At 52.2% G+C, this 26,504-nt stretch carries 36 protein-coding genes and 1 other RNA gene; 11 read left to right on the plus strand and 26 right to left on the minus strand.

What is annotated here, in order from left to right; all coding sequences use genetic code 11:
* The first annotated feature begins 33 nt into the window (after positions 1–33).
* Both ACOTX2_RS12450 and ACOTX2_RS12455 read left to right on the plus strand, forming a co-directional pair.
* Complete coding sequence (locus ACOTX2_RS12450) at positions 34–825, plus strand: cytochrome C assembly family protein (RefSeq protein WP_014832951.1); 792 nt, start codon at positions 34–36, stop codon at positions 823–825.
* 19 nt (positions 826–844) lie between these two features.
* Positions 845–2,131 (plus strand): HlyC/CorC family transporter, encoded by a 1,287-nt coding sequence (locus tag ACOTX2_RS12455; RefSeq protein ID WP_026094274.1) that lies wholly within the window; start codon positions 845–847, stop codon positions 2,129–2,131.
* Between the two features lie 52 nt (positions 2,132–2,183).
* Here the strand turns inward: ACOTX2_RS12455 and grpE are convergent, their stop codons facing one another.
* On the minus strand, positions 2,184–2,777 hold the full coding sequence (grpE, locus tag ACOTX2_RS12460; protein WP_003863126.1) for a nucleotide exchange factor GrpE: 594 nt from the start codon (positions 2,775–2,777) through the stop codon (positions 2,184–2,186).
* Between the two features lie 122 nt (positions 2,778–2,899).
* Here grpE and nadK point away from each other — a divergent pair, with 122 nt between their 5' ends.
* The 3 genes from nadK to bamE all read left to right on the plus strand — a co-directional run bounded on the left by nadK (position 2,900) and on the right by bamE (position 6,002).
* Positions 2,900–3,778, plus strand: coding sequence for an NAD(+) kinase (nadK, locus tag ACOTX2_RS12465; RefSeq protein WP_022649070.1), 879 nt, complete (start codon positions 2,900–2,902; stop codon positions 3,776–3,778).
* Positions 3,779–3,863: 85 nt separating this feature from the next.
* The gene (recN, locus tag ACOTX2_RS12470; RefSeq protein ID WP_022649071.1) at positions 3,864–5,525 is read left to right on the plus strand and encodes a DNA repair protein RecN; all 1,662 of its coding nucleotides are present in this window, start codon (positions 3,864–3,866) and stop codon (positions 5,523–5,525) included.
* Between the two features lie 138 nt (positions 5,526–5,663).
* Entirely contained in the window at positions 5,664–6,002 is a 339-nt protein-coding gene (gene bamE / locus ACOTX2_RS12475; protein ID WP_003863121.1) for an outer membrane protein assembly factor BamE, read from the plus strand.
* 61 nt (positions 6,003–6,063) lie between these two features.
* Here bamE and ACOTX2_RS12480 read toward each other — a convergent pair whose 3' ends face one another.
* Both ACOTX2_RS12480 and ACOTX2_RS12485 read right to left on the minus strand, forming a co-directional pair.
* Positions 6,064–6,351, minus strand: a complete 288-nt coding sequence (locus ACOTX2_RS12480) for an RnfH family protein (RefSeq protein ID WP_003863119.1) — start codon at positions 6,349–6,351, stop codon at positions 6,064–6,066.
* Positions 6,341–6,778 (minus strand): type II toxin-antitoxin system RatA family toxin, encoded by a 438-nt coding sequence (locus tag ACOTX2_RS12485; RefSeq protein ID WP_003863117.1) that lies wholly within the window; start codon positions 6,776–6,778, stop codon positions 6,341–6,343. The genes ACOTX2_RS12480 and ACOTX2_RS12485 overlap by 11 nt, the downstream gene beginning before the upstream one ends.
* Before the next feature lie 156 nt (positions 6,779–6,934).
* Between ACOTX2_RS12485 and smpB the strand changes: the two genes are divergently transcribed.
* The 6 genes from smpB (at position 6,935) to ACOTX2_RS12515 (ending at position 11,190) form a co-directional block, all read left to right on the plus strand.
* Positions 6,935–7,417, plus strand: coding sequence for an SsrA-binding protein SmpB (gene smpB / locus ACOTX2_RS12490; RefSeq protein WP_003863115.1), 483 nt, complete (start codon positions 6,935–6,937; stop codon positions 7,415–7,417).
* An 89-nt stretch (positions 7,418–7,506) separates the two neighbouring features.
* Positions 7,507–7,870: a transfer-messenger RNA gene (gene ssrA / locus ACOTX2_RS12495) on the plus strand.
* Positions 7,871–8,140: 270 nt separating this feature from the next.
* Entirely contained in the window at positions 8,141–8,380 is a 240-nt protein-coding gene (locus ACOTX2_RS12500; protein WP_100148719.1) for a DinI family protein, read from the plus strand.
* 63 nt (positions 8,381–8,443) lie between these two features.
* A complete protein-coding gene (locus tag ACOTX2_RS12505; protein WP_023295271.1) occupies positions 8,444–8,806 on the plus strand; it encodes a GtrA family protein in 363 nt (120 codons plus the stop codon).
* Positions 8,803–9,717, plus strand: a complete 915-nt coding sequence (locus tag ACOTX2_RS12510) for a glycosyltransferase family 2 protein (protein ID WP_023295272.1) — start codon at positions 8,803–8,805, stop codon at positions 9,715–9,717. The genes ACOTX2_RS12505 and ACOTX2_RS12510 overlap by 4 nt, the downstream gene beginning before the upstream one ends.
* Positions 9,718–11,190, plus strand: coding sequence for a glucosyltransferase domain-containing protein (locus tag ACOTX2_RS12515; RefSeq protein WP_100148720.1), 1,473 nt, complete (start codon positions 9,718–9,720; stop codon positions 11,188–11,190). It begins immediately after the preceding gene.
* 75 nt (positions 11,191–11,265) lie between these two features.
* Here the strand turns inward: ACOTX2_RS12515 and ACOTX2_RS12520 are convergent, their stop codons facing one another.
* The 23 genes from ACOTX2_RS12520 to ACOTX2_RS12630 all read right to left on the minus strand — a co-directional run bounded on the left by ACOTX2_RS12520 (position 11,266) and on the right by ACOTX2_RS12630 (position 26,491).
* Positions 11,266–11,667: a tail fiber assembly protein gene (locus ACOTX2_RS12520; RefSeq protein ID WP_400175305.1), complete on the minus strand. Its 402-nt coding sequence runs from the start codon at positions 11,665–11,667 to the stop codon at positions 11,266–11,268.
* Complete coding sequence (locus ACOTX2_RS12525; protein ID WP_100148721.1) at positions 11,664–12,620, minus strand: hypothetical protein; 957 nt, start codon at positions 12,618–12,620, stop codon at positions 11,664–11,666. The genes ACOTX2_RS12520 and ACOTX2_RS12525 overlap by 4 nt, the downstream gene beginning before the upstream one ends.
* Entirely contained in the window at positions 12,620–13,300 is a 681-nt protein-coding gene (locus tag ACOTX2_RS12530; RefSeq protein ID WP_100148722.1) for a DUF2612 domain-containing protein, read from the minus strand. The genes ACOTX2_RS12525 and ACOTX2_RS12530 overlap by 1 nt, the downstream gene beginning before the upstream one ends.
* Positions 13,297–14,496: a baseplate J/gp47 family protein gene (locus tag ACOTX2_RS12535; RefSeq protein WP_100148723.1), complete on the minus strand. Its 1,200-nt coding sequence runs from the start codon at positions 14,494–14,496 to the stop codon at positions 13,297–13,299. The genes ACOTX2_RS12530 and ACOTX2_RS12535 overlap by 4 nt, the downstream gene beginning before the upstream one ends.
* On the minus strand, positions 14,497–14,850 hold the full coding sequence (locus ACOTX2_RS12540) for a hypothetical protein (protein WP_100148724.1): 354 nt from the start codon (positions 14,848–14,850) through the stop codon (positions 14,497–14,499).
* Positions 14,851–14,852: 2 nt separating this feature from the next.
* Positions 14,853–15,506 (minus strand): Gp138 family membrane-puncturing spike protein, encoded by a 654-nt coding sequence (locus ACOTX2_RS12545; RefSeq protein WP_100148725.1) that lies wholly within the window; start codon positions 15,504–15,506, stop codon positions 14,853–14,855.
* A gap of 64 nt (positions 15,507–15,570) precedes the next feature.
* The gene (locus ACOTX2_RS12550) at positions 15,571–15,966 is read right to left on the minus strand and encodes a hypothetical protein (RefSeq protein ID WP_001123212.1); all 396 of its coding nucleotides are present in this window, start codon (positions 15,964–15,966) and stop codon (positions 15,571–15,573) included.
* Positions 15,953–16,723 (minus strand): hypothetical protein, encoded by a 771-nt coding sequence (locus ACOTX2_RS12555; protein WP_100148726.1) that lies wholly within the window; start codon positions 16,721–16,723, stop codon positions 15,953–15,955. Before ACOTX2_RS12555 ends, ACOTX2_RS12550 begins: the two co-directional genes overlap by 14 nt.
* A gap of 119 nt (positions 16,724–16,842) precedes the next feature.
* Entirely contained in the window at positions 16,843–17,190 is a 348-nt protein-coding gene (locus ACOTX2_RS12560) for a hypothetical protein (protein ID WP_100148727.1), read from the minus strand.
* A 2-nt stretch (positions 17,191–17,192) separates the two neighbouring features.
* Entirely contained in the window at positions 17,193–18,257 is a 1,065-nt protein-coding gene (locus ACOTX2_RS12565) for a hypothetical protein (protein WP_100148728.1), read from the minus strand.
* A 2-nt stretch (positions 18,258–18,259) separates the two neighbouring features.
* On the minus strand, positions 18,260–18,562 hold the full coding sequence (locus ACOTX2_RS12570; RefSeq protein WP_100148729.1) for a phage baseplate plug family protein: 303 nt from the start codon (positions 18,560–18,562) through the stop codon (positions 18,260–18,262).
* Positions 18,562–19,149, minus strand: a complete 588-nt coding sequence (locus ACOTX2_RS12575) for a phage baseplate protein (protein ID WP_016247449.1) — start codon at positions 19,147–19,149, stop codon at positions 18,562–18,564. The genes ACOTX2_RS12570 and ACOTX2_RS12575 overlap by 1 nt, the downstream gene beginning before the upstream one ends.
* Positions 19,149–21,158 (minus strand): transglycosylase SLT domain-containing protein, encoded by a 2,010-nt coding sequence (locus tag ACOTX2_RS12580; protein ID WP_100148730.1) that lies wholly within the window; start codon positions 21,156–21,158, stop codon positions 19,149–19,151. Before ACOTX2_RS12580 ends, ACOTX2_RS12575 begins: the two co-directional genes overlap by 1 nt.
* Entirely contained in the window at positions 21,148–21,312 is a 165-nt protein-coding gene (locus ACOTX2_RS12585) for a DUF6889 family protein (RefSeq protein WP_023229521.1), read from the minus strand. Before ACOTX2_RS12585 ends, ACOTX2_RS12580 begins: the two co-directional genes overlap by 11 nt.
* A 23-nt stretch (positions 21,313–21,335) precedes the next feature.
* Complete coding sequence (locus tag ACOTX2_RS12590; RefSeq protein WP_045269847.1) at positions 21,336–21,788, minus strand: phage tail assembly chaperone; 453 nt, start codon at positions 21,786–21,788, stop codon at positions 21,336–21,338.
* A gap of 3 nt (positions 21,789–21,791) precedes the next feature.
* Complete coding sequence (locus ACOTX2_RS12595; protein ID WP_000257260.1) at positions 21,792–22,232, minus strand: DUF3277 family protein; 441 nt, start codon at positions 22,230–22,232, stop codon at positions 21,792–21,794.
* Positions 22,233–22,243: 11 nt separating this feature from the next.
* Entirely contained in the window at positions 22,244–23,389 is a 1,146-nt protein-coding gene (locus tag ACOTX2_RS12600) for a DUF3383 family protein (RefSeq protein WP_100148731.1), read from the minus strand.
* 3 nt (positions 23,390–23,392) lie between these two features.
* Positions 23,393–23,938, minus strand: a complete 546-nt coding sequence (locus ACOTX2_RS12605) for a phage neck terminator protein (protein WP_032666023.1) — start codon at positions 23,936–23,938, stop codon at positions 23,393–23,395.
* Entirely contained in the window at positions 23,931–24,335 is a 405-nt protein-coding gene (locus ACOTX2_RS12610; RefSeq protein WP_100148732.1) for a head-tail adaptor, read from the minus strand. Before ACOTX2_RS12610 ends, ACOTX2_RS12605 begins: the two co-directional genes overlap by 8 nt.
* Entirely contained in the window at positions 24,335–24,841 is a 507-nt protein-coding gene (locus ACOTX2_RS12615) for a hypothetical protein (protein ID WP_100148733.1), read from the minus strand. The genes ACOTX2_RS12610 and ACOTX2_RS12615 overlap by 1 nt, the downstream gene beginning before the upstream one ends.
* Positions 24,841–25,257 (minus strand): DUF4054 domain-containing protein, encoded by a 417-nt coding sequence (locus ACOTX2_RS12620; protein WP_063927888.1) that lies wholly within the window; start codon positions 25,255–25,257, stop codon positions 24,841–24,843. Before ACOTX2_RS12620 ends, ACOTX2_RS12615 begins: the two co-directional genes overlap by 1 nt.
* On the minus strand, positions 25,226–25,507 hold the full coding sequence (locus ACOTX2_RS12625; RefSeq protein WP_100148734.1) for an STY1053 family phage-associated protein: 282 nt from the start codon (positions 25,505–25,507) through the stop codon (positions 25,226–25,228). The genes ACOTX2_RS12620 and ACOTX2_RS12625 overlap by 32 nt, the downstream gene beginning before the upstream one ends.
* A 42-nt stretch (positions 25,508–25,549) precedes the next feature.
* A complete protein-coding gene (locus tag ACOTX2_RS12630) occupies positions 25,550–26,491 on the minus strand; it encodes a DUF2184 domain-containing protein (protein ID WP_058690847.1) in 942 nt (313 codons plus the stop codon).
* Positions 26,492–26,504 lie beyond the last annotated feature (13 nt).

The raw sequence follows: 26,504 nt of genomic DNA on the forward strand, positions 1-26,504 counted from the left end.
CTCTTTCTTATTAAGACAACTGTCGACGCCTATATGCCTGTTTTCGCACTGATCGCCCTTGTTGCCTACTCTGTCAGCCTCGCGCTGATCATTCCTGGCCTGCTGCAAAAAAACAGCGGCTGGCGGCGCATGGCTATTCTTTCGGCAGTGATCGCACTGATTAGCCATGCGTTTGCGCTGGAATCACGCATCATTCCCGGCGACGGCAGCGTGCAAAATCTGAGCGTACTGAACGTCGGCTCGCTGGTCAGCCTGATGATCTGTACGGTCATGACCATTGTCGCGTCTAAAAATCGTGGCTGGCTGCTGCTGCCGATAGTCTACGCCTTTGCGCTGATCAACCTGGCGTTAGCCACGTTCATGCCCAATGAGTTTATTACCCATCTGGAAGCCACGCCGGGGATGCTGGTGCATATCGGCCTGTCTCTATTCTCCTACGCGACGCTGATCATCGCCGCCCTTTACGCCATGCAGCTCGCCTGGATCGACTACCAGCTGAAAAATAAAAAGCTGGCGTTTAACCATGAAATGCCGCCGCTGATGGTGATTGAGCGTAAGATGTTCCATATCACCCAGGTCGGCGTGGTTTTGCTGACGCTGACGCTGTGCACGGGCTTGTTTTATATGAAGAACCTGTTCAGCGTGGAGAATATCGATAAAGCGGTCCTCTCCATCATCGCGTGGTTTGTCTATATTGTCCTGTTATGGGGCCATTATCATGAAGGCTGGCGCGGACGTCGCGTGGTCTGGTTCAACGTTGCGGGTGCGGGCATTCTCACGCTTGCCTATTTTGGTAGCCGCTTCATACAGCAATTTGCTGGCTAAGTAACAAAAGGAGTTCCCCCTGGAACACATCTCTACCACCACGCTGATCGTCATTCTGGTCATCATGGTGGTCATCTCCGCTTATTTCTCTGGCTCTGAAACCGGCATGATGACGCTGAACCGCTACCGGTTACGTCATCGCGCCAAGCAGGGTAACCGTGCCGCGCGTCGTGTCGAAAAGCTTCTGCGTAAGCCGGACCGGCTGATTAGCCTGGTGCTTATCGGTAACAACCTGGTCAATATTCTCGCCTCTGCACTGGGCACCATCGTCGGGATGCGTCTGTACGGCAACGCAGGCGTGGCGATTGCCACAGGTGTGCTCACGTTTGTGGTGCTGGTGTTTGCGGAAGTGCTGCCCAAAACCATCGCGGCGCTTTACCCGGAAAAAGTCGCCTACCCGAGCAGTTTCCTGTTAGCACCGCTGCTTATTCTGATGATGCCGCTGGTCTGGCTGCTGAATATGGTGACACGGGTGCTGATGCGCATGGTTGGTATAAAGGCAGACGTCACCATCAGTAGCGCGCTCAGCAAAGACGAACTGCGTACCATCGTGAACGAATCCCGCTCGCAGATCTCCCGTCGCAATCAGGACATGCTCCTGTCGGTGCTGGATCTGGAAAAGGTCAGCGTTGACGACATCATGGTGCCGCGCAATGAAATCGTCGGGATTGATATTAACGACGACTGGAAGGCCATTGTCCGCCAGCTGACGCACTCCCCGCACGGGCGTATCGTCCTCTATCGCGATTCTCTCGACGATGCCATCAGCATGCTGCGTGTGCGCGAGGCCTATCGTCTGATGACTGAGAAAAACGAGTTCACCAAAGAAGTGATGCTGCGCGCCGCCGACGAAATTTACTACGTGCCGGAAGGCACCCCACTCAGCACGCAGCTGGTGAAGTTCCAGCGAAACAAGAAGAAAGTCGGTCTGGTGGTGGATGAATACGGCGACATACAGGGGCTGGTGACGGTCGAAGATATTCTGGAAGAGATTGTCGGGGACTTTACCACGTCAATGTCGCCTTCCCTTGCAGAAGAAGTCACCCCGCAAAACGACGGGTCAGTGCTTATCGACGGCAGCGCCAACATTCGTGAAATCAATAAAGCGTTTAACTGGCATTTGCCGGAAGACGAAGCGCGGACGATGAACGGAATGATCCTGGAAGCGCTGGAAGAGATCCCGGCGGCAGGCACGCGCGTGCGCATTGAGCAGTATGATATTGATATTCTGGACGTTCAGGACAATATGATTAAGCAGGTGAAGGTCCTGCCCGTTAAACCTTTACGCGAAAGTATCGCCGAGTAATGTTGTAGGCCGGGTAAGGCGAAACCGCCACCCGGCACTACGGGTCGGCAAATTACGCTTTCGCTTTCGCCACGGTCACCATCGCAGCGCGAATAGTACGACCGTTCAGGGTATACCCTTTCTGCATCACGCCCAGCACGTTACCCGCGGCAACGTCTTCGGATTCCACCATCGCAATGGCCTGGTGAACGTTTGGATCCAGCGGTACATCCGTATCGGCAATCACTTCAACACCGAACTTACGCACCACATCCAGCATGGATTTCAGCGTCAGCTCGATGCCTTCAATCATCGCCGCGTTATCCGGATTAGCTTTATCCGCCACTTCCAGCGCGCGATCCAGGCTGTCGATCACCGGAAGCAGTTCGTTGACGAATTTCTCCAGCGCAAATTTGTGCGCCTTTTCAACATCCAGCTCGGTACGACGGCGCAGGTTTTCCATTTCCGCTTTGATACGCAGTACGCCATCGCGTTCGCGATTCTGCGCTTCTACCAACTGAGCTTCCAGATTGGCAATTTTTTCATCGCGCGGGTCCACCTGCTCAGCAGACGTGTCTGGCTCTACTGCCTCAACTTCATCGTGCTGTTCCGTGATAATTTCTTCAGGGGCTTGCCCCTCAGGCGTTTTCTGTTCTTTACTACTCATGAATTTCTCCGCGTTTTTCTGCATTCATCTCGCTAACTTCGCTTATTATGGGGATCAGTTTCCTGGATTCAAGGGAACAAGGCAGATTGTCATCATTCATCAGGCACAAGGACCTCCAGAAAATGAATAATCATTTCAGGTGTATTGGGATCGTCGGCCATCCGCGTCACCCTACCGCATTGACGACACATGAAATGTTGTATCGCTGGCTGTGTGGTAAAGGCTATGAAGTGATGGTCGAGCAGCAGATCGCCCAGGAGTTGCAGCTTAAAAGCGTCAGAACCGGCACGCTGGCGGAAATTGGCCAGCAGGCGGATCTCGCCGTGGTGGTCGGCGGCGACGGCAATATGCTGGGCGCGGCGCGAACGCTGGCTCGCTATGATATTAAGGTTATTGGTATTAACCGTGGCAATCTTGGTTTCCTGACCGACCTCGACCCGGACAATGCGCAACAGCAGCTGGCGGACGTGCTGGAAGGTCACTATATCAGTGAAAAACGGTTTTTACTTGAAGCCCAGGTCTGCCAGCAGGATTGCCAGAAGCGCATCAGCACCGCTATTAACGAGGTGGTTCTCCACCCTGGTAAAGTGGCGCACATGATCGAGTTCGAAGTCTATATCGACGAAATCTTCGCTTTCTCGCAGCGCTCTGACGGGCTGATTATTTCAACCCCGACGGGGTCAACTGCCTACTCGCTTTCAGCCGGAGGCCCAATCCTGACGCCATCGCTGGATGCGATCACCCTGGTGCCGATGTTCCCGCATACGCTCTCGGCGCGTCCGCTGGTGATCAACGGCGACAGCACCATCCGCCTGCGTTTTTCACATCGCCGCAGCGACCTGGAGATCAGCTGCGACAGCCAGATCGCGCTTCCCATTCAGGAAGGAGAAGATGTCCTCATTCGCCGCTGCGATTATCACCTGAACCTTATCCATCCAAAAGATTACAGTTATTTCAATACATTAAGCTCAAAACTCGGCTGGTCAAAAAAATTGTTCTGATTTTACATCCAGCGCTTTACTGTATATAAAACCAGTTTATACTGTATACAAACACAGTTATGGTTTTTCATACAGGAAAACAATTATGCTGGCACAACTGACCATCAGCAACTTTGCCATTGTTCGTGAGCTTGAGATCGACTTCCATAGTGGAATGACGGCGATTACCGGTGAAACCGGTGCAGGTAAATCCATTGCCATTGATGCCCTCGGCTTGTGCCTCGGCGGTCGTGCAGAGGGTGATATGGTGCGCACAGGTGCGGCCCGTGCCGATCTCTGCGCCCGCTTCTCGTTAAAAGACACGCCTGCCGCCCTGCGCTGGCTGGAAGCGAACCAGCTGGAAGATGGACGTGAGTGTTTACTTCGTCGCGTCATCAGCAGTGACGGCCGCTCCCGCGGTTTTATCAATGGTACAGCGGTTCCCCTTTCCCAGCTTCGCGAGCTGGGCCAGCTGCTCATCCAGATCCATGGTCAGCACGCGCACCAGCAGCTAATCAAACCCGAACAGCAGAAAGCCCTGCTCGATGGCTACGCGGGTGAGTACGCGCTTACTCAACTCATGGCGGAGCACTATCGTCAGTGGCATCAAAGCTGCCGCGAACTTGCGCAGCATCAACAGCAAAGCCAGGAGCGTACCGCGCGCGCCGAGCTGCTGGAATATCAGTTGAAAGAGCTGAACGAATTTAACCCTCAGGCGGGTGAATTTGAGCAAATCGACGAGGAGTACAAGCGTCTGGCCAACAGCGGTCAGCTGCTTTCCATCAGCCAGAATGCCCTGAACATGCTGGCGGATGGCGAAGACGTGAATTTGCAGAGCCAGCTGTATACCGTGCGTCAGCTTGTGACCGAACTGACCGGCATGGACAATAAGCTTTCTGGCGTACTGGAAATGCTGGAAGAGGCCGCGATTCAGATTTCAGAAGCCGGGGATGAGCTGCGCCACTACTGTGAACGTCTGGATCTCGACCCGAACCGTCTGTTCGAGCTTGAGCAACGCATCTCCCGTCAGATTTCACTGGCGCGTAAGCATCACGTTACCCCGGAAGAGCTGCCGAATTACTATCAGTCTCTGCTGGAGGAACAGCAGCAGCTGGACGATCAGGCCGATTCCCTCGAAACCTTGTCTCTGGCGGTTAATCTGCATCATCAGCAGGCGCTGGAAACGGCGAAACGGCTGCACGACGTGCGACAGCACTATGCTCTGGAGCTTAGCCAGCATATTACCGACAGCATGCATACGCTGGCGATGCCGCATGGGGTGTTCACTATTGATGTTCGCTTTGAAGAGCATCACCTGACGGCGGAAGGAGCAGACCGCGTAGAATTCCGCGTCACCACCAACCCAGGCCAGCCTTTACAGGCGATTTCGAAAGTGGCTTCTGGCGGTGAACTGTCGCGTATCGCCCTGGCCATTCAGGTGATTACCGCCCGTAAAATGGAAACCCCGGCGTTGATTTTCGATGAAGTGGATGTGGGTATCAGCGGCCCGACCGCGGCCGTTGTCGGCAAACTGCTGCGTCAGTTGGGTGAATCGACGCAGGTTATGTGTGTGACTCACCTGCCGCAGGTCGCCGGCTGTGGTCATCACCACTTTATCGTTAGCAAGGAAACCGATGGCGAAATGACGGAAACGCACATGAAACCGCTGGATAAACGCTCACGCTTGCAGGAGCTGGCACGCCTGCTGGGGGGCAGTGAAGTCACCCGTAATACGCTCGCGAATGCGAAAGAACTGCTGGCGGCATAAACTTTTCCGGGATCTCAGGGTCATACAGAACAACAAAAACGCCGCCAGACCAGTTTCAAAGTGGGGCAAGGTCTATTATCATCGGCATATTACATATGAGCCGCGTACTGCTCGGGCCCGAAAAGGAATCAAATCACTATGCGCTGTAAAACGCTGACCGCTGCCGCAGCGGTTCTTCTGATGTTGACCGCAGGCTGTTCCACTCTGGAGAAAGTGGTTTACCGTCCTGATATCAACCAGGGGAACTACCTTACTCCTAACGATGTGTCCAAAATCCGCGTAGGTATGACACAACAGCAGGTCGCTTATGCCCTGGGAACCCCGATGATGTCCGATCCGTTCGGCACAAACACCTGGTTCTATGTATTCCGCCAGCAGCCTGGTCATGAAGATGTGACCCAGCAAACCCTGACGCTGACCTTCAGCAGTGCTGGCGTGCTGACCAACATCGACAACAAGCCTGCCCTGACCAAATAATCAGGTGCCAGCAACGCAAAAAGGTGCTCAATGAGCACCTTTTTTGTGTATGTTTATTTGGCTACTTACCGGATTTCTCTGCTCGCTGACGGCGCAACTCTTTCGGGTCGGCAATCAGCGGACGATAGATTTCAACCCTGTCGCCCTCTTTCAGCACATCACCGAGCTTAACCGGACGGCTATAAATGCCGACTTTATTCTTCGCCAGGTCAATATCACGGCGAAGTTCAAGGATGCCGGAGGCCCGGATAGCCGCCTCAACGGTGGCGCCCTCTTCAAGCGTCACGCGCTGCAAATACTGCTTCTCCGGCAGCGCATACACCACCTCAACAGCAATCTTATGCGACACTGTAAACCTCTTTGGCGCGCGTGGTGAACGCCTGAACCATATTCGAGGCCAGCTCTTTAAAGATTCGGCCAAACGCCAGTTCGATCAGCTTATTGGTAAATTCAAAATCCAGATGAAACTCAATGCGGCAGGCGTCAGCGCTCAGTGGCGTAAACTTCCACCCTCCCATCAGTTTTTTAAACGGACCATCCACCAGATGCATCAAAATACTCTGATTGCTCGTCAGGGTATTGCGCGTGGTGAACGTTTTGCTGATCCCCGCTTTGGAGACATCCACGGCCGCAGTCATCTGAGTCGGGCCGGATTCCAGCACCCGGCTACCGGTGCATCCTGGAATAAATTCCGGATAGGACTGAACGTCGTTCACTAACTGATACATTTGTTCCGCGCTGTAGGGAACAAGCGCAGTACGGCTAATCTGAGGCATAGCATTTTCCATGGTCACACAACAGACAAATAATAACATTTATCACCTGTTAAAAAAACGCTAAGCCTTATCTCGTGCTAAGATAGCGCGTTAGACCTCACAGGACGCAATGAGGTGACTTTTTAAAATCAGATTACCGACGGCTTTACGACACTTATGACGAAGAAAAAAGCACATAAACCTGGTTCGGCGACCATTGCGCTCAACAAGCGTGCTCGCCACGAGTATTTCATCGAAGAAGAATTCGAGGCCGGCCTTGCGTTGCAGGGCTGGGAAGTAAAATCGCTGCGTGCCGGGAAAGCCAACATCGGCGACAGCTACGTGATCCTGAAAGACGGTGAGGCCTTCCTGTTCGGCGCGAACTTTACGCCGCTGACCGTCGCCTCTTCACATTACGTCTGCGATCCAACCCGCACCCGTAAGCTGCTGCTGAACAAGCGCGAGCTGGAATCCCTCTACGGACGCATCAACCGCGAAGGCTTCACCGTAGTTGCGCTCTCTTTGTACTGGAAAAACGCCTGGTGCAAAGTGAAAATCGGCGTGGCAAAAGGTAAGAAACAGCACGACAAGCGTACTGACCTGAAAGCACGCGAGTGGCAGCTCGACAAAGCACGTATCATGAAAAACGCAGGACGTTGATTCTGCGCGCTTATTGTACTATTCAATAAGTTAGCGTTTCGGGCTGGTATCGAGGAAGTGAAATCTGGTATACTGAGTTCAACACTATTGGGGCTGATTCTGGATTCGACGGGATTTGCGAAACCCAAGGTGCATGCCGAGGGGCGGTTTGCCTCGTTAAAAGCCGCAAAAAAATAGTCGCAAACGACGAAAACTACGCTTTAGCAGCTTAATAACCTGCTAAGAGCCCTCTCTCCCTAGCTTCCGCTCTTAAGACGGGGATCAAAGAGAGGTCAAACCCAAAAGAGATCGCGTGGAAACCCTGCCTGGGGTTGAAGCGTTAAAACTAATCAGGCTAGTTCGTTAGTGGCGTGTTTGTCCGCAGCTGGCGTGCGAATGTAAAGACAAACTAAGCATGTAGTACCGAGGATGTAGAAATTTCGGACGCGGGTTCAACTCCCGCCAGCTCCACCACTTTTGATAGGACTGCAACCGGACAGCGGCAATTAAAACAACCACTTACGGACACTGACCAGACAGTGCGCAGACCGAGAAAAGACAAAAATATGCACGTGAAATGCACGTGCACTTTAAAAGAACCCCAGATCTCACGGTCTGGGGTTTTTCTATTTGTAACTAAGGGTAACAAAAAATCTCCCCCTTTCGCGCTCCGCTCGCCTTGACACTGTTTATTTTTACAGCAAAAATACTGTATACAATCACAGTGGTTTTCCGGAGGTTTTTATGTTTGTTGAACTGGTTTATGACAAGCGTAATGTTGATGGTTTGGCAGGCGCCAGAGAAATTATCCTGGCCGAGTTGACGAAACGGGTACACCAGATTTTCCCTGATGCCGAAGTGAGGGTGAAGCCAATGCAGGCGAACGGCTTGAATAGCGATGCCAGCAAAAGTGATCGGGAAAAACTGAACCGTATGCTGGAGGAAATGTTTGAAGAGGCCGATATGTGGCTTGTACAGGATTAAATCTAGAACACTCTCATACGCAATGCTAAACTTGTCATCTTTCAGAATTGACTGATTTTTCAGATGTTAAAGTTATTTAGTCGCTACATTTCAGTAGGCGTAATTAACACTGCTATGCACTGGGTATGCTTCGGCGCGCTTCTTCATTTCTTCGAAGCTACTCAGGCTGTTGCAAACGTCTCCGCATTCTTCATTGCGGTTACGTTTAGTTTCTTCGCTAACGCAAGATGGACGTTCAAATCACAGGCAACGTCAGGGCGTTATATCGCGTTCGTCGCATTCATGGGCATCATGGCTGGAATGACAGGGTACATCGCAGATGCGATTGGTGCGTCGCCTATTTTAACCCTCTTAGCGTTCTCAGGATTCAGTCTTGTTGCCGGGTTCATATACTCAAAATTCATTGTCTTTAGGGATGCGAAATGAAAATTTCTTTGGTCGTGCCGGTGTTCAATGAAGAGGAAGCCATTCCAATCTTCTATAAAACTGTACGGGAATTTGAAGGTCTGCAGCAGCATGATGTTGAAATCATCTTCATCAATGACGGCAGTAAAGACGCCACAGAATCAATCATAAACGCGCTTGCTGTAGCTGACCCTCTTGTAGTTCCGCTGTCATTCACTCGCAACTTCGGTAAAGAGCCAGCGCTGTTCGCCGGGCTTGACAATGCAACCGGTGACGCGATTATCCCGATTGATGTAGACCTGCAGGACCCAATTGAGGTCATTCCACACCTGATTGAGAAGTGGCAGGCTGGGGCAGATATGGTGCTGGCTAAACGCTCTGACCGATCCACCGATGGGCGACTCAAGCGTAAGACCGCAGAGTGGTTCTATAAGCTGCACAACAAAATCAGCAATCCGCAGATCGAGGAAAACGTTGGCGACTTCCGCCTGATGTCTCGAAATGTGGTTGAAAACATCAAGCTGATGCCAGAGCGCAACCTTTTCATGAAAGGAGTTTTGAGTTGGGTTGGCGGCCGCACTGATGTTGTTGAATATGCCCGCGCAGAACGTGTGGCCGGGGATTCTAAGTTCAATGGCTGGAAGCTGTGGAACCTTGCATTAGAGGGCATTACAAGTTTCTCAACTTTCCCACTGCGCATGTGGACGTATATCGGTTTGTTCGTTGCCGGCATGGCCTTTATGTACGGAGCGTGGATGATTATTGACACCATAGCATTCGGAAATCCAGTAAGAGGCTATCCTTCTATATTGGTATCAATTTTGTTCCTCGGCGGTGTGCAATTAATCGGTATTGGAGTTCTCGGCGAGTACATCGGCAGGATTTATATTGAGGTTAAAAACAGACCTCGTTATATTTTGAAGGGAAATTAAATGGTTAGCTTTCACAAAAAAGAATTTTCATTGTTCAGTGCGTGGATATTCTCGCTCATAATAATATCGATCGGATACTACCCACTGATCAATGACAGGCTCTATCTGGTTGATGATATCACTAGGTCAATTAAAGGATACTTTGGGTGGATTGAATTAGGCAGACCACTAACTGAATGGCTTGCTATGTTCTTGAGCACCAGTTCTGACCGCCTTGCCGACATTACACCTTTGCCTCAGTTATCGAGTATTATTGCGTTATCTTATTTAACAATTCTTTTACTTAAAAATACATTTCATAAAATCACCATTGGGAATGTTCTAACATGTATAACTGTAGCAGTAAATCCACTGTTACTTGGTAATATGTTGTTCAGGTTTGATTCATTATCAATGATATTGTCCATGTTGTTACCTGTTCTAGCGTGGGATTTGCTAAACAAAAACAGGACTATATATGCGCTAGCATCACTTATTGCATGTCTTTCTTTTTACCAACCAGCCATTGCAATATTCCCGATATTGGTAATAACTACATTTATTCAATCCCAAAAACACAACAACAAAAACATAGAGTACATAATAAAATCTGCTGGGCTAACCGTAGTGTCTTGCGTTTTATACTATTTCGTTGTTGTACTTAATACCATTAAATCCACTGAAAAGAGGGCAGACTTAACTACTGGATTAGCAAGTAACATTTACATAGGAATTAAGACCTCTATTTCAACAGCATTGCAATCTTATGGTCACGTCGCTGCTATATTAATAGCAGTAGCAACGTTAGCTTTTATCATTGTATACGCAAAACATATTATTGCAGTAGTTAAAGAGGGCGCGGGGAATTCAAGGTTTTTAAACCTTTCACTAATGGTATTTGCTCCAGTTGTAATATTAATTTGTTCTGCTGGAGTCAACCTGATTCTTAGTAATGGGTACTATCCAACGCGAGTTTTATTTCCAATAGCGTTTATAGTTTTCCTAGCCCTTGCCATCCCCGCCACATTCAATGATTTCTTTAATCGTATCGCAGCGTATTTATCTATCGCACTGATATTCTCATCAACATCAGTGATTTATGCCACTGCATCTTCACTTTATCATCAGCAACGCTACGATTCATATGTATTATTTTCCTTAAGCGAAAAGCTTTCACTTTTAAAATCAAACAAAAATACATACATATTCGGCGCAACAGACTATTCAGAGGCGTCAAAAACTTCAAATAGAGTATTCCCAATACTAGATTACATAAAGAACAACTACTATGACATGACATTGAGTCAGTCATTAGTTAACAATGGGATTAGGAACATAAAGTTCTCTGGCAAGGACAGGCAGATTTCCTATGAATTAGAGAAATTGGCTTGCAATGGTGAGATGAATCTTATTTACACCATGCCTCAATACTCCATTTTCGAGAATGATAAAAATTTACTAATTTATCTCGGCGGGAGCATCTGTAATAAATGAAGATCTTAGGATAGTTTAAACTATTAACAAACGCATGAAGACATCAAGGGCGTAAATTACCCTTGATGTCTTACTTTATATTGTAGGCCAGACTATTTCTTGTGCTTTTGATGGGTCTACCGATTCGAGCGCATCAAGATAATCAAGCCACTTATTAAATGAGGCCTTTTCATCATCTTTCAGGCGGCCGAGTGCCAGTTTCGACGGCCATTGCTTACTATCAATGTATTCATTCGCCTGGCTAATCAGGGTTTGCTTCTGAAGTTCGGCTTGCTGAACCAGTTCATCATGAGTCGGTTCTGGTTGTGGTGGTTCAACAGGGGCAGTAAATATTTTGCCGTCATATGTCCAGCCGATACCTACGCCAAGACCGTCAATTTTGAAAGTCTCATAGCCCTCGAAAATATCACCCTCGCCATCCCAAACGACAGTATTTACGACCTGCCCGTCCTTAATTAGTGCATAAGTAGACATCATGCATACTCCTCAATAATAACAATGCCTGAAGAACCCGCTCCACCGGCTACTGCCGAAGTGCCATTCACGTATGTGGTCGCCGCACCTGCTCCTCCGGCACCATACCCTGTTCCGGCACCCGGTACGGAATTAATTATGAGAGCATGCCCACCTCCACCGAGCACAGAATTCCCCCCGCGACCACCTTTTGCGGAGGAGGATGTTGTCGTTCCACCCGCCGTACCTGTAGCAAAGGACATTTGCCCCCAGCCTCCCTCGCCCGGAACATTCAACAGGACGCTGGAACCAGTACAGTCGCCTGTTTGATTTAGATCGGGTACCAGACTGAAAGTAGCTGTACCAGACGCGCCATATTTTCCACCATCACCACCAGGCGCGGAAATAAATGAACCGAATGATGATGCACCACCGGATGTACCGTTCCCGCCTACTGAGCTGGCTCCAGCTGATCCAACAGTAACCGCCACTGAAGATAAAGAACTGGCATCGATCAGGCCCGTTTCACCATAAGTTCCCGCTGAGCCGCCATGCCCCGCGGCTAATGTTCCGGATGAGGTAGAGGCGGCAGCACCACCACCCGCCCCTCCCCCACCTACGATGCGGACCCTTATTTTCTTGGTTCCGGTTGTTGGCGTATACGTTCCGCTCGCAGTGAAAGTTCGCACATTTAGCAGGCGCCCGTTTGTATTGGCTTTCAGGGCATTGATAAAATTAGTCAGAAGCACTGACGTGTTTCCGTTATCAAGAACGTCCTGGCCGGTACTGTCTGCGATGAACTGTCCGATAACGCTTGCCATCACTGTTCCCTGACGAAGGGCTTTATTCACCTGCGCACTCGCAGCTTTACCGGACTGAAATCCTGTAAGCAGTGCAGTTAAGGCTTCCCAGTCTGCTTGCGACATGACGTTAGCGCCCGCACCCGTAGCGAAAGGTTTAAAGTTATTTGTAGCCATTAAAGTAATTTCCCCCATGCTCCAACATCGAACCCGCCGATGTATTCGTTTTCCAAATCAAACCCAAAGAATTTTGAGCCCTCGGACGGTGTTTCAATCGAAGGCGTTTCAACATCCCCGGCCCAAACGCCGGCTGCTTTTACTGTCAAATAGCCCTGTTTAATCGCGGCGATCAGCTCGAGGGACACATCAGCAATATCTGTCTCGGGAAATACCCAAACCGAAATCGTCATGTCCTGGTTGTCGACGATCTGCATTTTCAGGCCAGAGTCTGCTGTCGCAGCGTCAAGAATGGGTGGCAGCGAGTCGTTGCGGCCGTCCCAGTTGTTGATAGCGATTTTTGCTTTCAGAATGATGCGGTAGGTGTCATCGCTCAGCGACGTATAGCCTGAATCCGGATCATACGGCCCTTGCCAGACGCCCTGGTCATATCCGAGCCCGTCGGTATCCCAGCTGAAATAGACACCCGTAATAGGCTGGCTGACTATACGGCTACGTCCGATCCAGAGTCCGAGGGTATCAAGCTGGACGCCTACCGCAGTATCAATGTCAAACGCGCTAACCAGCTCCCGTGAGGCTGATGTGATATCAATCAGCGGCCGGGTGCTCAGGTCGATGTGATCAAAGTATTTCGGTCTGGTGGCGTGGCAGTTGGTGATTAAGTCTGTGTACTTACTCATGACGTCACCGTTAGAACAATATTTTCCGGTTTACAGGACGCTGATTCGTTGTATGCGATATTGATATTCCCCGCCGCTACCGTTCCGGCAGATTTTCCAATCAGTAGCTCCTGAATGTCGTAATAGCGTGCACTACCACCACTCACCACGCCGAGGTTCGCTGGGGAGTAAATGCGGCTCAGCAGAACAGAATCACCGATCGCCAGCCCGTTGATGTAATCCGCGACGGCCTGCTGAATCTGCAAGCCAATTTGCGACGTGTAGCCCGTAAAGGCTTTCAGTGTGATATGCCCGTAAATCGGAACATCAGTCGAACGCGAAAAACTGATCACGTGTGGATTGCCGTAAGCGTCCGGTACCGTGACAGAGGTCGTACCGTAGGTCGCTGTTCCCTGCCCTTTATTACCCCGGATAGTCTGGGCAATGTCTGTCACGTCCCCGCCGTCCACGATGGCTGAGATAGAATGTGGCGGCAGCCCATTACTGTCGGTCGCGCCAGTATCATTTTCGTAGAGCTTGTGACGTGTCACGCCAGCAATGTTAGCAATCGCACCGTCAACGCCCTCAAACGGCGTGATAGAGGGTAGCGCGACGCTCTGCCCCTGCCTGATGCGCAGCTCTGCGTCGGTTTCTGCCGGCGCGCCTACGGTGGCCGCCGCCGGGTTGGTTACCGATGTCCAGCCTCGGGTCGGTGTGTTTATGGTCGTAATTGTCCCCGCCAGCGCGGCGACCGCGCCGCTGTTTGAGCAGGTGGCAGTGGCCGTCACCGTACCGTCAACGCCAATCACTACCGAGGCAGGAAGACGCCAGATCACGTTATTAGTGTCTTTAACGGTACCGTTCGTGATAGTTGTCCCTGCGGTGCCGGTGAGCAGCAGATCCACGGTGGAGTTCGTCGCCCCTTTGCGCGCGATACCGTTAATTTTTACGTTACTGGTCAGCGCTGCGCCGTAACCTGTAGCAGGTGAGAAGCAGTTATAAACGGAGATGGCCGTGTTGTTGGCATCGTGAATAGCCAGCGCCACCAGCGCCACCATCTGGCCGTCTTTGCTGTCTGGCTCCAGATAAGCGTCACTGCCATAAATCTGCTGGAAATAGCTCGTCAGGGTATCGAGTATCGTCTGGTAATCAGGCGCACTGATCCCCTCAGCGGTTACCGTTGCCGATAAGCCGAGTGTGTCCAAATTGAGGGCCATTTATGCCTCGCTGGTTACTGTCGTTGTTCCGTAGATGGTGTCGATTTCAGCGAAGAACTGGACGCGGCGCGTCGAAGTATTCACTGTCGTATTGAAAGAGAGGATGGATTTAACGCCCCGCGTTTCGAGGATGCGCTTACGGATCGCCAAGTTGTAGGATTCTGGCTTCTGCTTACCGAGTACGGACTGAATCCACGGTGTCCCCTCGGTGGTGTCGAGAAACCATTGCCCATACCACAATTCGAAGCGCGTTTTCACAGCCTGCGCCACGGCCTCCGGTGAGTTAATCAGCCAGGTATCATCGCCGCTGCCAAAGGTGTAATCACCGTCGGCGTCTTCACGTCTGTATCTCATAATTACCCTCCCAGAGGTTTTGTATTGCTGCCCCCGCTTTCAACGCCGCCATGCGTATGCTTATCAACGATTGATCCATCCACCAGCTGCAGGCGGCCGTCAGGCAGAATTTTCAGGCCGTTGAGGTTGAAACCTCCCGGCGCGGTACCGGCTATCGCCCCACTTGAAGGATTAAGGCTCAGTTTGGTTCCGCCATCGTCGCTACGTAACTCAACCGCGCTGGTGCTGATGCCGCTGATTTTCTGCGCCTGCGACTGCGGCCCGACGATACAGAACGCATCCGATAAATCATGCACCCGGTCGTCGACAGGTTCCTGTACCCCGCCGCTCTGCCACCAGAAATCTATGCAGCGATCGGCAAAAATCACCAGGCATTCATCGCCGGCTTTCACCGGGAAAGTTAACGTGCAGCCGCCGCCGCGCGGAAAAATCACCGGCACATCCACCAGCAGCGGGTAATTTTTGGTAATGCGGTTGCCGTCGTTATCGGTTTCAACTGAACGGATAGCTGGCTGCACAACCGCCGTAACAGAACCGGGATCGAATGACTGAACGATGCCAGGCAAAGCGACACGGATCTGGTTTTTAATCGTGTCCCGCTCAGATTTGAATGTTTCGGCAAGGTCGCCACTGCGGGTCTGGTCAGATACTGCCATTTGGTAGGCTCCAGAAAGCAAAAAACCCGCCGGATGGCGGGTTTTGTTAATACACTGAATCAGTTTAAACAGCTTCGTCAGTCTTCATTTTTTCCCACTGAGAAAAAATAGTCTTAACCTCTAAGAGAGATTGCTGTGCCATTGCTTTATCTATTGCACAGCTTGTGAGGTCATAATCAGCTTCATTTCGAGCCAATCTCTGTTGCTCAAGTTTGTAAGCCATGGATTTAAGACTTAATGGATCATATGGCTCCAGTTTGTTTTCACTCTTATTTTTAAGATAAGAGATAAGACTGGAATGGTGATCCTTCGTATAAGCAGGAAGGCTAGTCAGATTCTCTTTTATTTCATGATAAAGAGCATAATATGCCCGCGAAATAGTATTACGATAACCAACCTCAGAATCTTCCGCAAAGCAACGCTCCGCAGAAGATAAAAACTCAGAGCTAGTTATAGGCATATTTACACCCTTTCAGGCTATTTCTTTCAACGGAAAAACGTGCAATAAGATTGCAATCATCCAGTAAATCGATTGAACAAATCTCATCTGCAAGACGCATATTCATCGCAACAACCTGTTCAGGGGACGCATTGACTACCTCAACCAGATAAGACCCACCAGATGCACCGTTGATGTCAGCACGATATTCAGTTGGCGGGAATTCAGCCATAACTCTATGAACAGCAAGAGCAACTTGCATGTATTGTTCTGAAGAGCATCCTGACTTTTTGTATGCTTCATCCATATCGTGAATTACCTCCTGCAAGAAGGCTTCTGCGTCATCCCTATGTTCTTCTTGGGATAACATTCTGCAATGACGTCCAAAGTATTCTACGCATTTTGATAACTTCCCTACCAAATATGCAACGCCACCAGCTCTGTAAGTAAACCACTTGGTTGGATACTTATCAGCTAAAGAATAGATATAGTAGTCCGATTTTTCGAGTAAAGAAAAACGCTCAAGCAGTTTACAAAAAATCCGCGCAAAGTTTACGTCAGCATGTGGGAGGATTGTTTCAAGCATTTCAATTCCTACACTCACCTCACCTTTAGCAATGTGAGCCAAAGCTACAAGCGTGTCAGCAGACGGAGTACGCTTAGAGCCATACTCCGAGACCACCTCTCGAAAGGTCCAAATATCAAGAGGTTGATTACTATTGATTATCTTAACCAACTGGTCAAAACGCTCTTCCGCTTTCAGTTTTGGTCTTGCCACAGTACGCTCGCTACTTATCTTTTGGTTGAATTTTATGTTCGCGTATACAGTTTAGTCAATCCAAAGCTCGTGTTGCTGAGCCGTTTCGCACAAAATCATCATGCAAAATCAATAGGACATCACCCAGCGACTTTCTTACACGGGAAAGAACCGATGATTCTCGGCGCATCCATGCTGTTCTGCAGCAGTTGGACATTCAGGAAACGCGTTTCGGTACCAGGGCGATGGATATACTCAAACCCATAGTTGTTGCCATCTTTAGCAGGCATTAGACCCATTTTGATCTGCATGCCTGTACCGTCTTTGCCCAACATTTTAACCTTTTGGGATGTTACGGTTTCGCCATTGATTTTAAACAATGAGTCAGGGATCGCGTCCATACGAAAGTTACCACATTGCATCGTTATAGTGTTTGCACTTGCGCCAACAGACGCTAACGCCAGCAATGAAAAAATCCATCGTTTCATTTCTATAACCCCCTCTGCAATGCAGTGCTCGATGGCATATCCTGCGCGCCACGCGCTTCGCACATCATATCCATATACCACGCCTGGCCCCTTGTGTCGCCAGTGTACATAATCCCGCGCACAATATAAACGCCATCCGTTGCGATGCTGGCAGGCTGCGCCGTGGTACCGCTGAGCGTGATATTGCCGTCTGTATTCTGGTCGGTAATGCGGCCACCAGCCATCGTGATATCGTTGTTCGACAGTGCGGTGCGGAATACCGAAGCCTGACCCAGCTGAATGAGTCCGTTAACCCGGATGTTCGGATTTATCAGCGCGCGTACGTTAACGCCGTTGCCGATGGTCTGTTGCGGCATGCCGATAAGCCCGGTGGCGCTGTTAAGCACAATCGCGTCGTGAACATACTCGTTATTCGCCACCATCTGGCGCTGACCGTCCACGAACTGCCATGTTGCGCCACATTGTCCGGCCACGTTATCCATAAGATGCCGTGTCATGCCGAACAGCACCCGGCCCCGGGGGAAGACGGTAGCAGGCATTTCAGGCGTCAGACCTTCGGTCGCGCCTTTGGCCTCGAAGTCTTTCATCAGCGCGCGGTTCACGTCTGCGACCGTATAACCGGCTGCGAGGGTCTGCGAGGTTATGCTGGTGGCAAAAGCCAGATCCGTATCGGCTGCCTGAATCAGGACGTAGGAATCAATGGGGCTGTCTTTTCCTGTGACCGAGTAGCGAATTTCGCCGCTGAAAATCAGTCCATAGTTGCGGCCATCACTCTGGCCCACGTCCGCCGCGTCGACTTCCCGCACGGTCCCGACATCGCTGGCCGATACCTCCGGCGCGATACCGTCGTAACCGGCAATCAGCCGCACTTTCGAAAACTCCTGCCCGGTGATGCGGTTCACCGTATCCGCCGAGAGGTTGTAGATTTTGAACGTACCCACCCGCGACGCGCTGCTGATGTTGAACCAGTCAATCGTAAAGGTCACTTTAAAATCGCTGAGCTCAATACCCTGCCCGTTCTCGTCCACGAGCTGCAGCTCGAAATGTCTCATCCAGTTCTGTGACATGCTTACTCCGTTGATACCAGTAAATGACTGCGGCCGCCCAGATCGGTTTTCGTCGGATAATCCTGTGTGCTGTCGTCACAGACCACCACCAGCTTAAAGCCGAGCCCCATATAGCCGTACTGCGCCAGCAGGTCAGCCCCCGTTACGAGAGGAATACCGGAGATTACCGGCTCCCCTCTGTCGTTCTGCAGGTCCAAAATCCAGTACAGATCGCGCCAGGTGATGCTAACCCGCCAGGTGGTCCCCGCAAGGATGATGCTGAATTGCTGGTTATCCGCTGTCAGCGGGATTTCATGAATTGCCATTAGCCGAGCCCCAGTAATGACGCCGCGTTACCCGTGATGCTTTTCAGCAGCGAGGTATTTGGCGGCTTTGTGGTTTTGTTGCCGGTGTTCAGTACCGCCGACGTGCTGGCCCCGTCCTTCATGTTGGTTTTATCCGCAACGGTGATCTGCTGCGTCTGCGAGATAAGAACCTCTCTCAGAGTGAGGACGGCAGACAGAACGTTTTCGGTTGTCTTGTCTGTCGTCACTTCCAGCGCGCGGATCAGCATGTTGCTGTACAGCCGTTTGCCGGTCACCACATCGAAAGGAATACGGCTCGCCTGCAGGTCGAGTATCTCCTGATACGTCTGCTGGGGACTCAGCCCGAGCAGGCTGGTAGCCGTCAGGTTACTGGCAAAATCCAGCAACGATCCGCCACCTGCGAAACCGACCTCCATCACCACTTCAGACGGTTTTTTGTAGGCATGGTCGGCGATGGCGGCCCCGACCTCGACAGGGTGCTCTGTTATCTCCAGCGTGTCGGTATGCTTCTCAGAAACAACCACGCTGGGGACAATCATCCCTATTTTTCGGCTCTGCTGCTGAAAGAGCGTAGAGAGAATATCCATTAACCCACCTTCGTTTGATTACCGCGCATGACCTGGGCGTTTGCCGACTGCTGCCGACGCTCGACCTCGGTACCGACAGAACGCGGATCACCACCACCGTAGATGTGATAGGTGTTCTGTTGCTGTACCTGAGCACCGGGCGCGGGCATGTTGCTTAACACCTTCGGAATGTAGTTGCGGGTTTCCTGAGGCATAAGGGCCATCCCGTGCTTCTGCACGTTCCCGATCCCCCAGTTATAAGAGGCCAGCGCCTTGCTCAGGTCACCGCCGTTCGCCTGCAGCAGCTGTGAGAGATACTTTGCGGCTGCCTGCGCGGCCTTCTCCGGGTCGAAAACATCATTCCCGCGCAGCCCCATGTCGCGCGCCGTGCCGTCCATAAACTGAAACAGACCTTTAGCGCCAGCGCCTGAAACGGCGAACTGATTACCGCCCGATTCCGTGATGGCCACGCTGCGCAGCAAACCTTCCGGAAGCCGGTAGAGCTGTTCCAGGTTGGTAAGCATCGGCTGCATCCATCCCAGCAGTTCAGAGCCTGCTTTGGTTGGCTGTGGCCGCTTGACTGACTGGCCGAGCTGTTCAGGGCCATCATCACCAAACCAGCCGCGCACCGTTCGGCCCACGCTGCGAGGATCGAATCCCCAGTGCTCTTTAATCCAGTCGGCGGTACCGTTGGCGCTGTCAGTAACCATCGGCATCGCTGACGGATTTTCGCTGCCCTGATTAAGCATCTGTTTGCCGATGCTGGCGGCATCAGCCCAGCGGCCATCTTTAATGGCGTTGAGCAGGTCGGCGATCATATTCAGCATTTTGCTGAACTCGCCCATCTGGTCGATGAAGTTGCTGAAATCCCACTTCAGGGACCATGATTTGGGGTCAATATTGAGCAGCTTCGCCAGCGCTTTCGCCAGGTCGTTAACGGTCGTTTTAAGGTCACGAACCATCTTCAGAGCGGCGTCGACTTCCGGTTTCCACTTGCCCCAGTCGATAAGGCTGTCGCCGCCCTCCTTCCAGGTCTGATAGTCCTCCCACAGGAGGGCAATCCCCGCCGCCAGCGCGGTAATGAGGCCAATCGGCGACATCCAGAACGTACTGTTCAGAATGCGCAGCGCAATCGTCAGCGCACCAAACAGCGAGATGAGCTCCCGCGTTTGCTTATCCAGCGATTGCCACCAGGTGATAAGGCTGGATGTCCCCTCAATAAGTCTGAAGAACAGCCGCCCGATAATGTCCCCGAGCGCCAGAATGCCTTTAATGGCTTTCGTCAGGGTTTGCTCGATGCGCAGGAAGTTATCCAGGATGTGGCGGCGCAGCGTGTCCAGCGAACCCGCCAGGCCACCAGCAAGATTAGAGCCGATTTTGTCACGGGCCATGCCTGCCATCGCGCCGAACTCGCGCAGGGAGATCATGAATTTGTTGGAGCTTCTGGCCGCCTCGTCAGCATTAAAGCCGATAGCTTTCGCCATTGTGCTGTACTGCCCGGAGAAACCACCGACACCCCGGCGCATCGCCATGAGGGTATTTTCATCAATGCCCAGCATCTGCGCATACTGGTTGGCCCGGTAGTACGGCATGCTGCTGAGCTTCTGGCCGACACCCGTAAAGATAGCGGCCATGTCGCGCATGTTACCGCTGGCGTCACGGGTCTGTACGCCCAGGCGATTCAGGAATCCTTCCGCGCCGGGATTGTTACGCACAAATCGGGAGAGGCTTTCCAGAGAGGAGCGCGCCGCGTCTACGCTGCCGCCCACCTGCGAAACCGCATAGCCAATAGACTGAATCCCCTGTACCGTCGCGCCGGTACGCTGTGACGCCCAGTAGAGATTATCCAGACCGGAGGCGATCTTAGCCGTGAAGGCCACCACGGTAAGCGCGGCACCTTCGACGGCCAGCCCCATTTTGATAGCGTTTGCGGTCGTGCCGGCGAGGACTGAATCGAACTTTTCCGCGCCTGCTTCGTCGATATCAAAACCGAGCGAGACGAGGAAATCTTTAATAGTCTCAGCGTTCATTATCCTCTCTCCATTTCTCTATACGGCGCTGGTTGTCAGCCTTAACGGCCAGGTGGTCATTCATCAGCGCGATATCGCACAGATCGACAGATCCATCCTTCAGCGCGTAATAAGGGATTAACCCGGCGTCAACCGGGTCAAGGAGATAAGACAGCCCGTCAGGCAGGCTGTTGAGGGTTAGCCCTGAGGCTGGTCCGCCGTCGCGCTGGTAGGGCTCACGGGCAAAAAATTTCCCAGCGAATCGGCGACCACCCGCGCCACCAGCTGCAGCATGGTAAGCAGGTCGATATCATCGAACATCAGCTGACCGCTGTTAAATACCGGCGTCCATCCGTCCATGTGCTTACGTGATACTACGGCCAGGCAAGGATGAATAATCGCGTTGGTGTCTTCTTCGGTCAGGGAAGACAGTTCCTCAGCGATACGCGGAAGCAGGGTTTCAAATACCGGTTTCAGCTGATCGAATTTCACGGTGTCGATTTTGCCATCAGCAGGCAGAAGGGAGCGAATGCTCCCGAAATCTGACATCATGCCCGCCAGCACCGGCAGCAGTTTGCGGGTCACTTTCAGCTGGTCAAAAACGCTGAGTTTTGCCACGCGGTAATCGTGGCCTTTGATTGAGCATTCCATCTGTTAAAACTCCCCGAGAACCTGGTCGATTTTGCCGCAGTCAAACACCCAGGGCATCGTATTACCGGCTTTAGCGTTGGCGTTATCCGGCTGTTTCTGGAACGCCACGCTGCGCGCCGTGATGATGTCTCCGCTCACCTTGTTGCGGATCACAATGACGTTGTTTCCCCAGGTGCCTGAGGACTGACTCTGCGCGTTGTACGCCAGCGACAGCTTTTTGTTTGTCGGCGAGGTTTTCAGCAGGTTGACGGTTACCGTGCCGCTTTTATCCGCGTGCAGGCTGTGCATCACTTCGCCGTCAGCACCGATGGTCATGGTGTTTTTGGGGCCGCCCATTGCAACGGTGATCCCCTCCTCTGAACTGGCGGAACCGTAGCCCAGATCAATCTCGCCGGTCGGGCCGGAGAGGGACGCCGTAACGTCCATAAAAGAATAAGTAGCCATTCATGTTCTCCTTAGCGAACGACGTTGATCTGAACATCAGCGAAATGAACCGCACCCGCCAGCTTACAGGCCACCTGAATAACCGGTGCCTTACGGGCTTCGCGGTCTGCCTGCGCCTGCTCGGAAATCGGCTGTGCGTAGACGTAATAGCCTTTTGTCAGCGTATCGCCGGAATCCAGCTGCCCGATCGGGCCGCCGTTCCATACACCGGCAGCCACCAGCCCGTTTGTGACAGACTGATCCATTGACTGTTCGACATTGGAAAGGAGGCGCGTAACGCCAGCATCGGTCTGTGGGACTTTGGTTGTGCTGGTGTAGAGCAGGTTATACAGGTTGGTCTGAACGTAGTTCTGCAGCCAGTCGAGCCCGTGGCGTTCATCGAAGAAATCACCGCTGGACATGACGCCCTGCTGCAGGATTGCCGTATCGTTCTGGTAGTACACAAACACGTTGCAGTTCTTGGCATCCAGCGCCGCCGCCTGATTGGTGGTCAGGGTTTCATGCGTGATCCCCGGCTCCTGTTTGAACTTCAGGGTAATGGTGGTGTTGCTGCCGTTGAAATTCACGGTAAACGCGCGGCCAAACGCCGACAGCGCGGCGTACTTGCTGCTGGTGGAATACTGCACAAACGTGCGAGCGTATTTTGCAGCCTTCAGCTTGTAAGCCAGATCGGTTGTCGATGTCGCATCAACTGAGGCCGGGTCTGCAGTGGTAATCGCCAGAATGCGGCTGAGACTGGAAGCCTCGATCGCTGCGGCCACACTCAGCCAGTCGGCATCGTCGATATCTTCATCGTCTGCCACGGCCAGGCCATACCAGTTCGTGTAATTCAGTACGGCGTTCACGGCCTGCAGCAGCGTTTCCGTCGAACCGCTTTCAGCCGATGCCAGCGTTTTCGCCCAGCGGCCGACATAGACCTGCTGAGGCTTCGGTGATTGCGAGAAATACACCGTAGCGGCTTCATATTCCGGGCTATCAACACCGAAATCTGTGCCGATATCTTCGGGGGATGAGTAAAGGCGAATACGCTCAGTAACCGGGATAACCGTAGAGCTCCCGAGAATGAGCAGCGAACCAAAGTTTCGACCAGTAGCCGCACGCGGCCCAATGATCACGTCGACATTGACGACGTTTGATACAGGTAATCCCTGCGGCATAATTTAGTCTCCGAAAAATGAGACGGGCGCATCTTGCAGCGTCCGGACGTTATAGGTACGAATGTTTTTGCGAGAAAGCGTAATCGTGAGGTCGTATCGCCTCACCCACTGGTTGTTAATGAGCTCTGGCAGGTTGTAGATAGTCCCGGCATCCACCAGCGAAAGCCCCGAGCGGTTCAGCTCGGCGTTGTTCTGCTCGACGAATATCCCCGCGCGGAAAGTTGATGCAATGTTGGCCCCCAGAGGGCCGTAAAAGCAGCAAATCACCGTGACCTGCTCCCATGTCCATTGCTCGGACTGTTCTTCCGAAACCTGAACATCGGACTGACTTAACGGCTGGGGAACGGTAGTGATACCGAAGGCGCACCACGTCACCCCGTTGTTGGGGATCTGCGGCTGCGGGTCAGTCCATCGGGGGAAAACAAGCGCAGCCGGCAGGCCAGAAACACCACGAATCCACCGGCTGATTTCACGCTCAAGCGCCTCGTCGTATTGGGGGAGATCCCCGACAGGCGTCAGATAACCGCGCGCGGTGCTGTCGTTACTCAATTGGCGTCCCTCCGTTAAAGTCCACCAGCTCACAATGTGCCTGGACGAATCCGGCACCGTAACGGGTGTACGGGTCGACGAACGTCACGCGATAGTCGCGTCCGCTATAGGTCACGATATCTGCATCAAGTCGCGGGGAGCTGTCTGTACCGGGCTGGCCCTGGGTTAATCTGAACTGCGTCACGATGAGGATCGCGCCGCTAATATTCTGGCCTGCTGCCATTCGCCTAGCTTCCAGAGAACGGTCAACCGTCACCACGCCAGAGAACGGGATATCCTGAGCTGTGTTTTTCGTGAAATTGTCCTCATCCACCGTCTGAACCTGCCGGTGACATACCAGACTGGTGTCCATGAAGTCGGGATCGAGAAGAACATCGCTCACATCGAGAAGAGGCATTATTTTTTCCTCACGACGTAGTTAATTGAGCGCAGCAGGTAACCGTGGGCATACAGCGGCTTGTCGCCGGGAATGCCTTCGGCGCGTCTGCGTTCGAGGGTTTTCTCAGAAAGCGGGTGCAGTCGGTCGCCAGCACCGATAACAGCTTTTGCAGCATCACGGGCAATCTGTCCGGCGCTCTCCAGCTCACGCACTGCTGCTTCAGTCTGCCCCTCCAGCGCGGCGGTTGCCGCTGCCTTGAGGTGTGCAGTGGTTCGGGGTTTTGAATCCTCGATCCCCATATCCAGAAAAGGACGCGGGGGGAGCGTGACCGTTGTACCGTCGATTTCCACCGTTGCGCCTGTCGAGTGGAGGTAGCCCAGTTCCGCGTTATTAATCGGAGAGCCATCCTCACGCCCTGCCTTGTCCTCAGGTATTCCCACCAGCACATCCATTCCGGATAGCTGCCAGAGGGATTCCAGAACAGCCACGGCGTTGTCAGCGCGAACCGTTAACCCGCTTTTCATTATGGTGTCCCCAGTTGTATCGCTCCTGCACCGAATATCATGAGGTATTCCCAGAATTCGGAACCGTAGCGAGTGTTATTCCAGAACCCGGCATCAGGATTAAGCGTCACACTGGCGTCATAGCTGACAGAAACCTTATCCACCGACTTTGATGTCTGAACACCACTGTTAGCACCACCAGCGCCCCCTACGGACGAAGAGCGCATGTCAGCGGCATAAAGTGTCATGTAATGCGCCACGAACAATTCAACGACATAGGGAAAAATATCCTCCCCAAACCGTGACTCGCTCATCAAAACATCTGCCAGAGCGAGGCGGGCCTGTATCATCGTGGTGGGAAATTTGGTTTCATCAGCGAATTGCGGGAAATCAGTGCGGAATTTCTCAGGCGTCGGCAGGCTTTTGTTTTTTGCCATTGGCTTTAGCCTCTGCAAGTTGCTCCTCAAGCTCAGCAATGCGGGTTGTCTGCTCTGCCACCAGCGCTTCCAGCTCAGCAATACGCGGATCATCTGCCAGCGCAGGGGCTTCGCCATCGGGCGAACAATGTGCTTTCACAAACCAGTGATCAGCAACGTCATTTTCAACGTCATGAAACCCGGGGGTAAAAGCCTTGATGCTGGCTCCATCGTTAAAGTTAAACGCCGACAGCACATAGATTTTTTTCATAGCAGTTCCTCAGGAAAGCCCCCGTTTCCGGGGGCTACTGGCTTAAATGCCGTCCATGTAGTTAAGGGTTTCCGGATAGACCGGTTCAACAGCACCCAGCTTTCCGTAGTAGGTTACGAGCTGGTAGATACCGCGATACTGGATGGGCACGCTCTGCAGGGGAACCATAGGGAAGCGCACAAACTTTTTGTCGTTCGTGTATGCGACCATACGATCTTTGTTTGCAACGCCACGGCCGATGGCCCATTTCACAGGGCGGATATTCAGCGGCTTGCCGTTCTGGTGGAAAGCAATTGTGTTGGTTTCCAGATAGGTCAGCAGTGACTGATTACCTGCAGATGAAACGATAGTGCTTGCCAGGAAAGAATATTGGTCTGGCGGGATCAGCAAGTCTTCCGGGACTTTTGAATATGCGGAACGGGTCCACGCATTGCTCAGTACCTGGTTAATGCTGGCGCGGATTTCGTCAGGGGTAGAAGTCGCCCAAGTTTTCGCCGCGTTCGTTGGGGTTACCTGAGACAGGTTCAAAAGCCCCTTTGCACCTTTTGCAGCGTCTCCGATATACACCTGCTCATCCGTGTCCATGTTCCATTTGAGCTGCATGCCGTCGTACTTCTGGGTGTCAATCGGACGGCCAACCTGAGCGGCGGCGGCGAGTTCAACCACGGTCCAGCCCAGCTCCATCCCCCACAGTTCCAGAGGAAAGCCTGTTTTTGTGATATCGACATTCAGCCCGGAGATGGCAGTAGCTAACTGGTTGATCCAGTTCTTGCCGTTTGCGTTCGGAGAGCCAGCGGCCGCAAACGTGGTGTTGGTGAAAGAGCTCATCTCGTCCGCGATAGAAACATCTTCACGTAGTTCGATATCGCGGCTCCACGTCTGGGAGGTCAGCGGCAGGTTCAGCGTCTGGTCGAGTCGCTCCAGCTCGTGAACCAGAAAAGCACCAGTGCTGTCGACTGTTGCCTGATCAAAGGTCATTGGCATTTGTCATGCTCCC

This window comes from Enterobacter cloacae complex sp. IR5412 (assembly GCF_049237385.1).
Taxonomy (GTDB): domain Bacteria; phylum Pseudomonadota; class Gammaproteobacteria; order Enterobacterales; family Enterobacteriaceae; genus Enterobacter; species Enterobacter intestinihominis.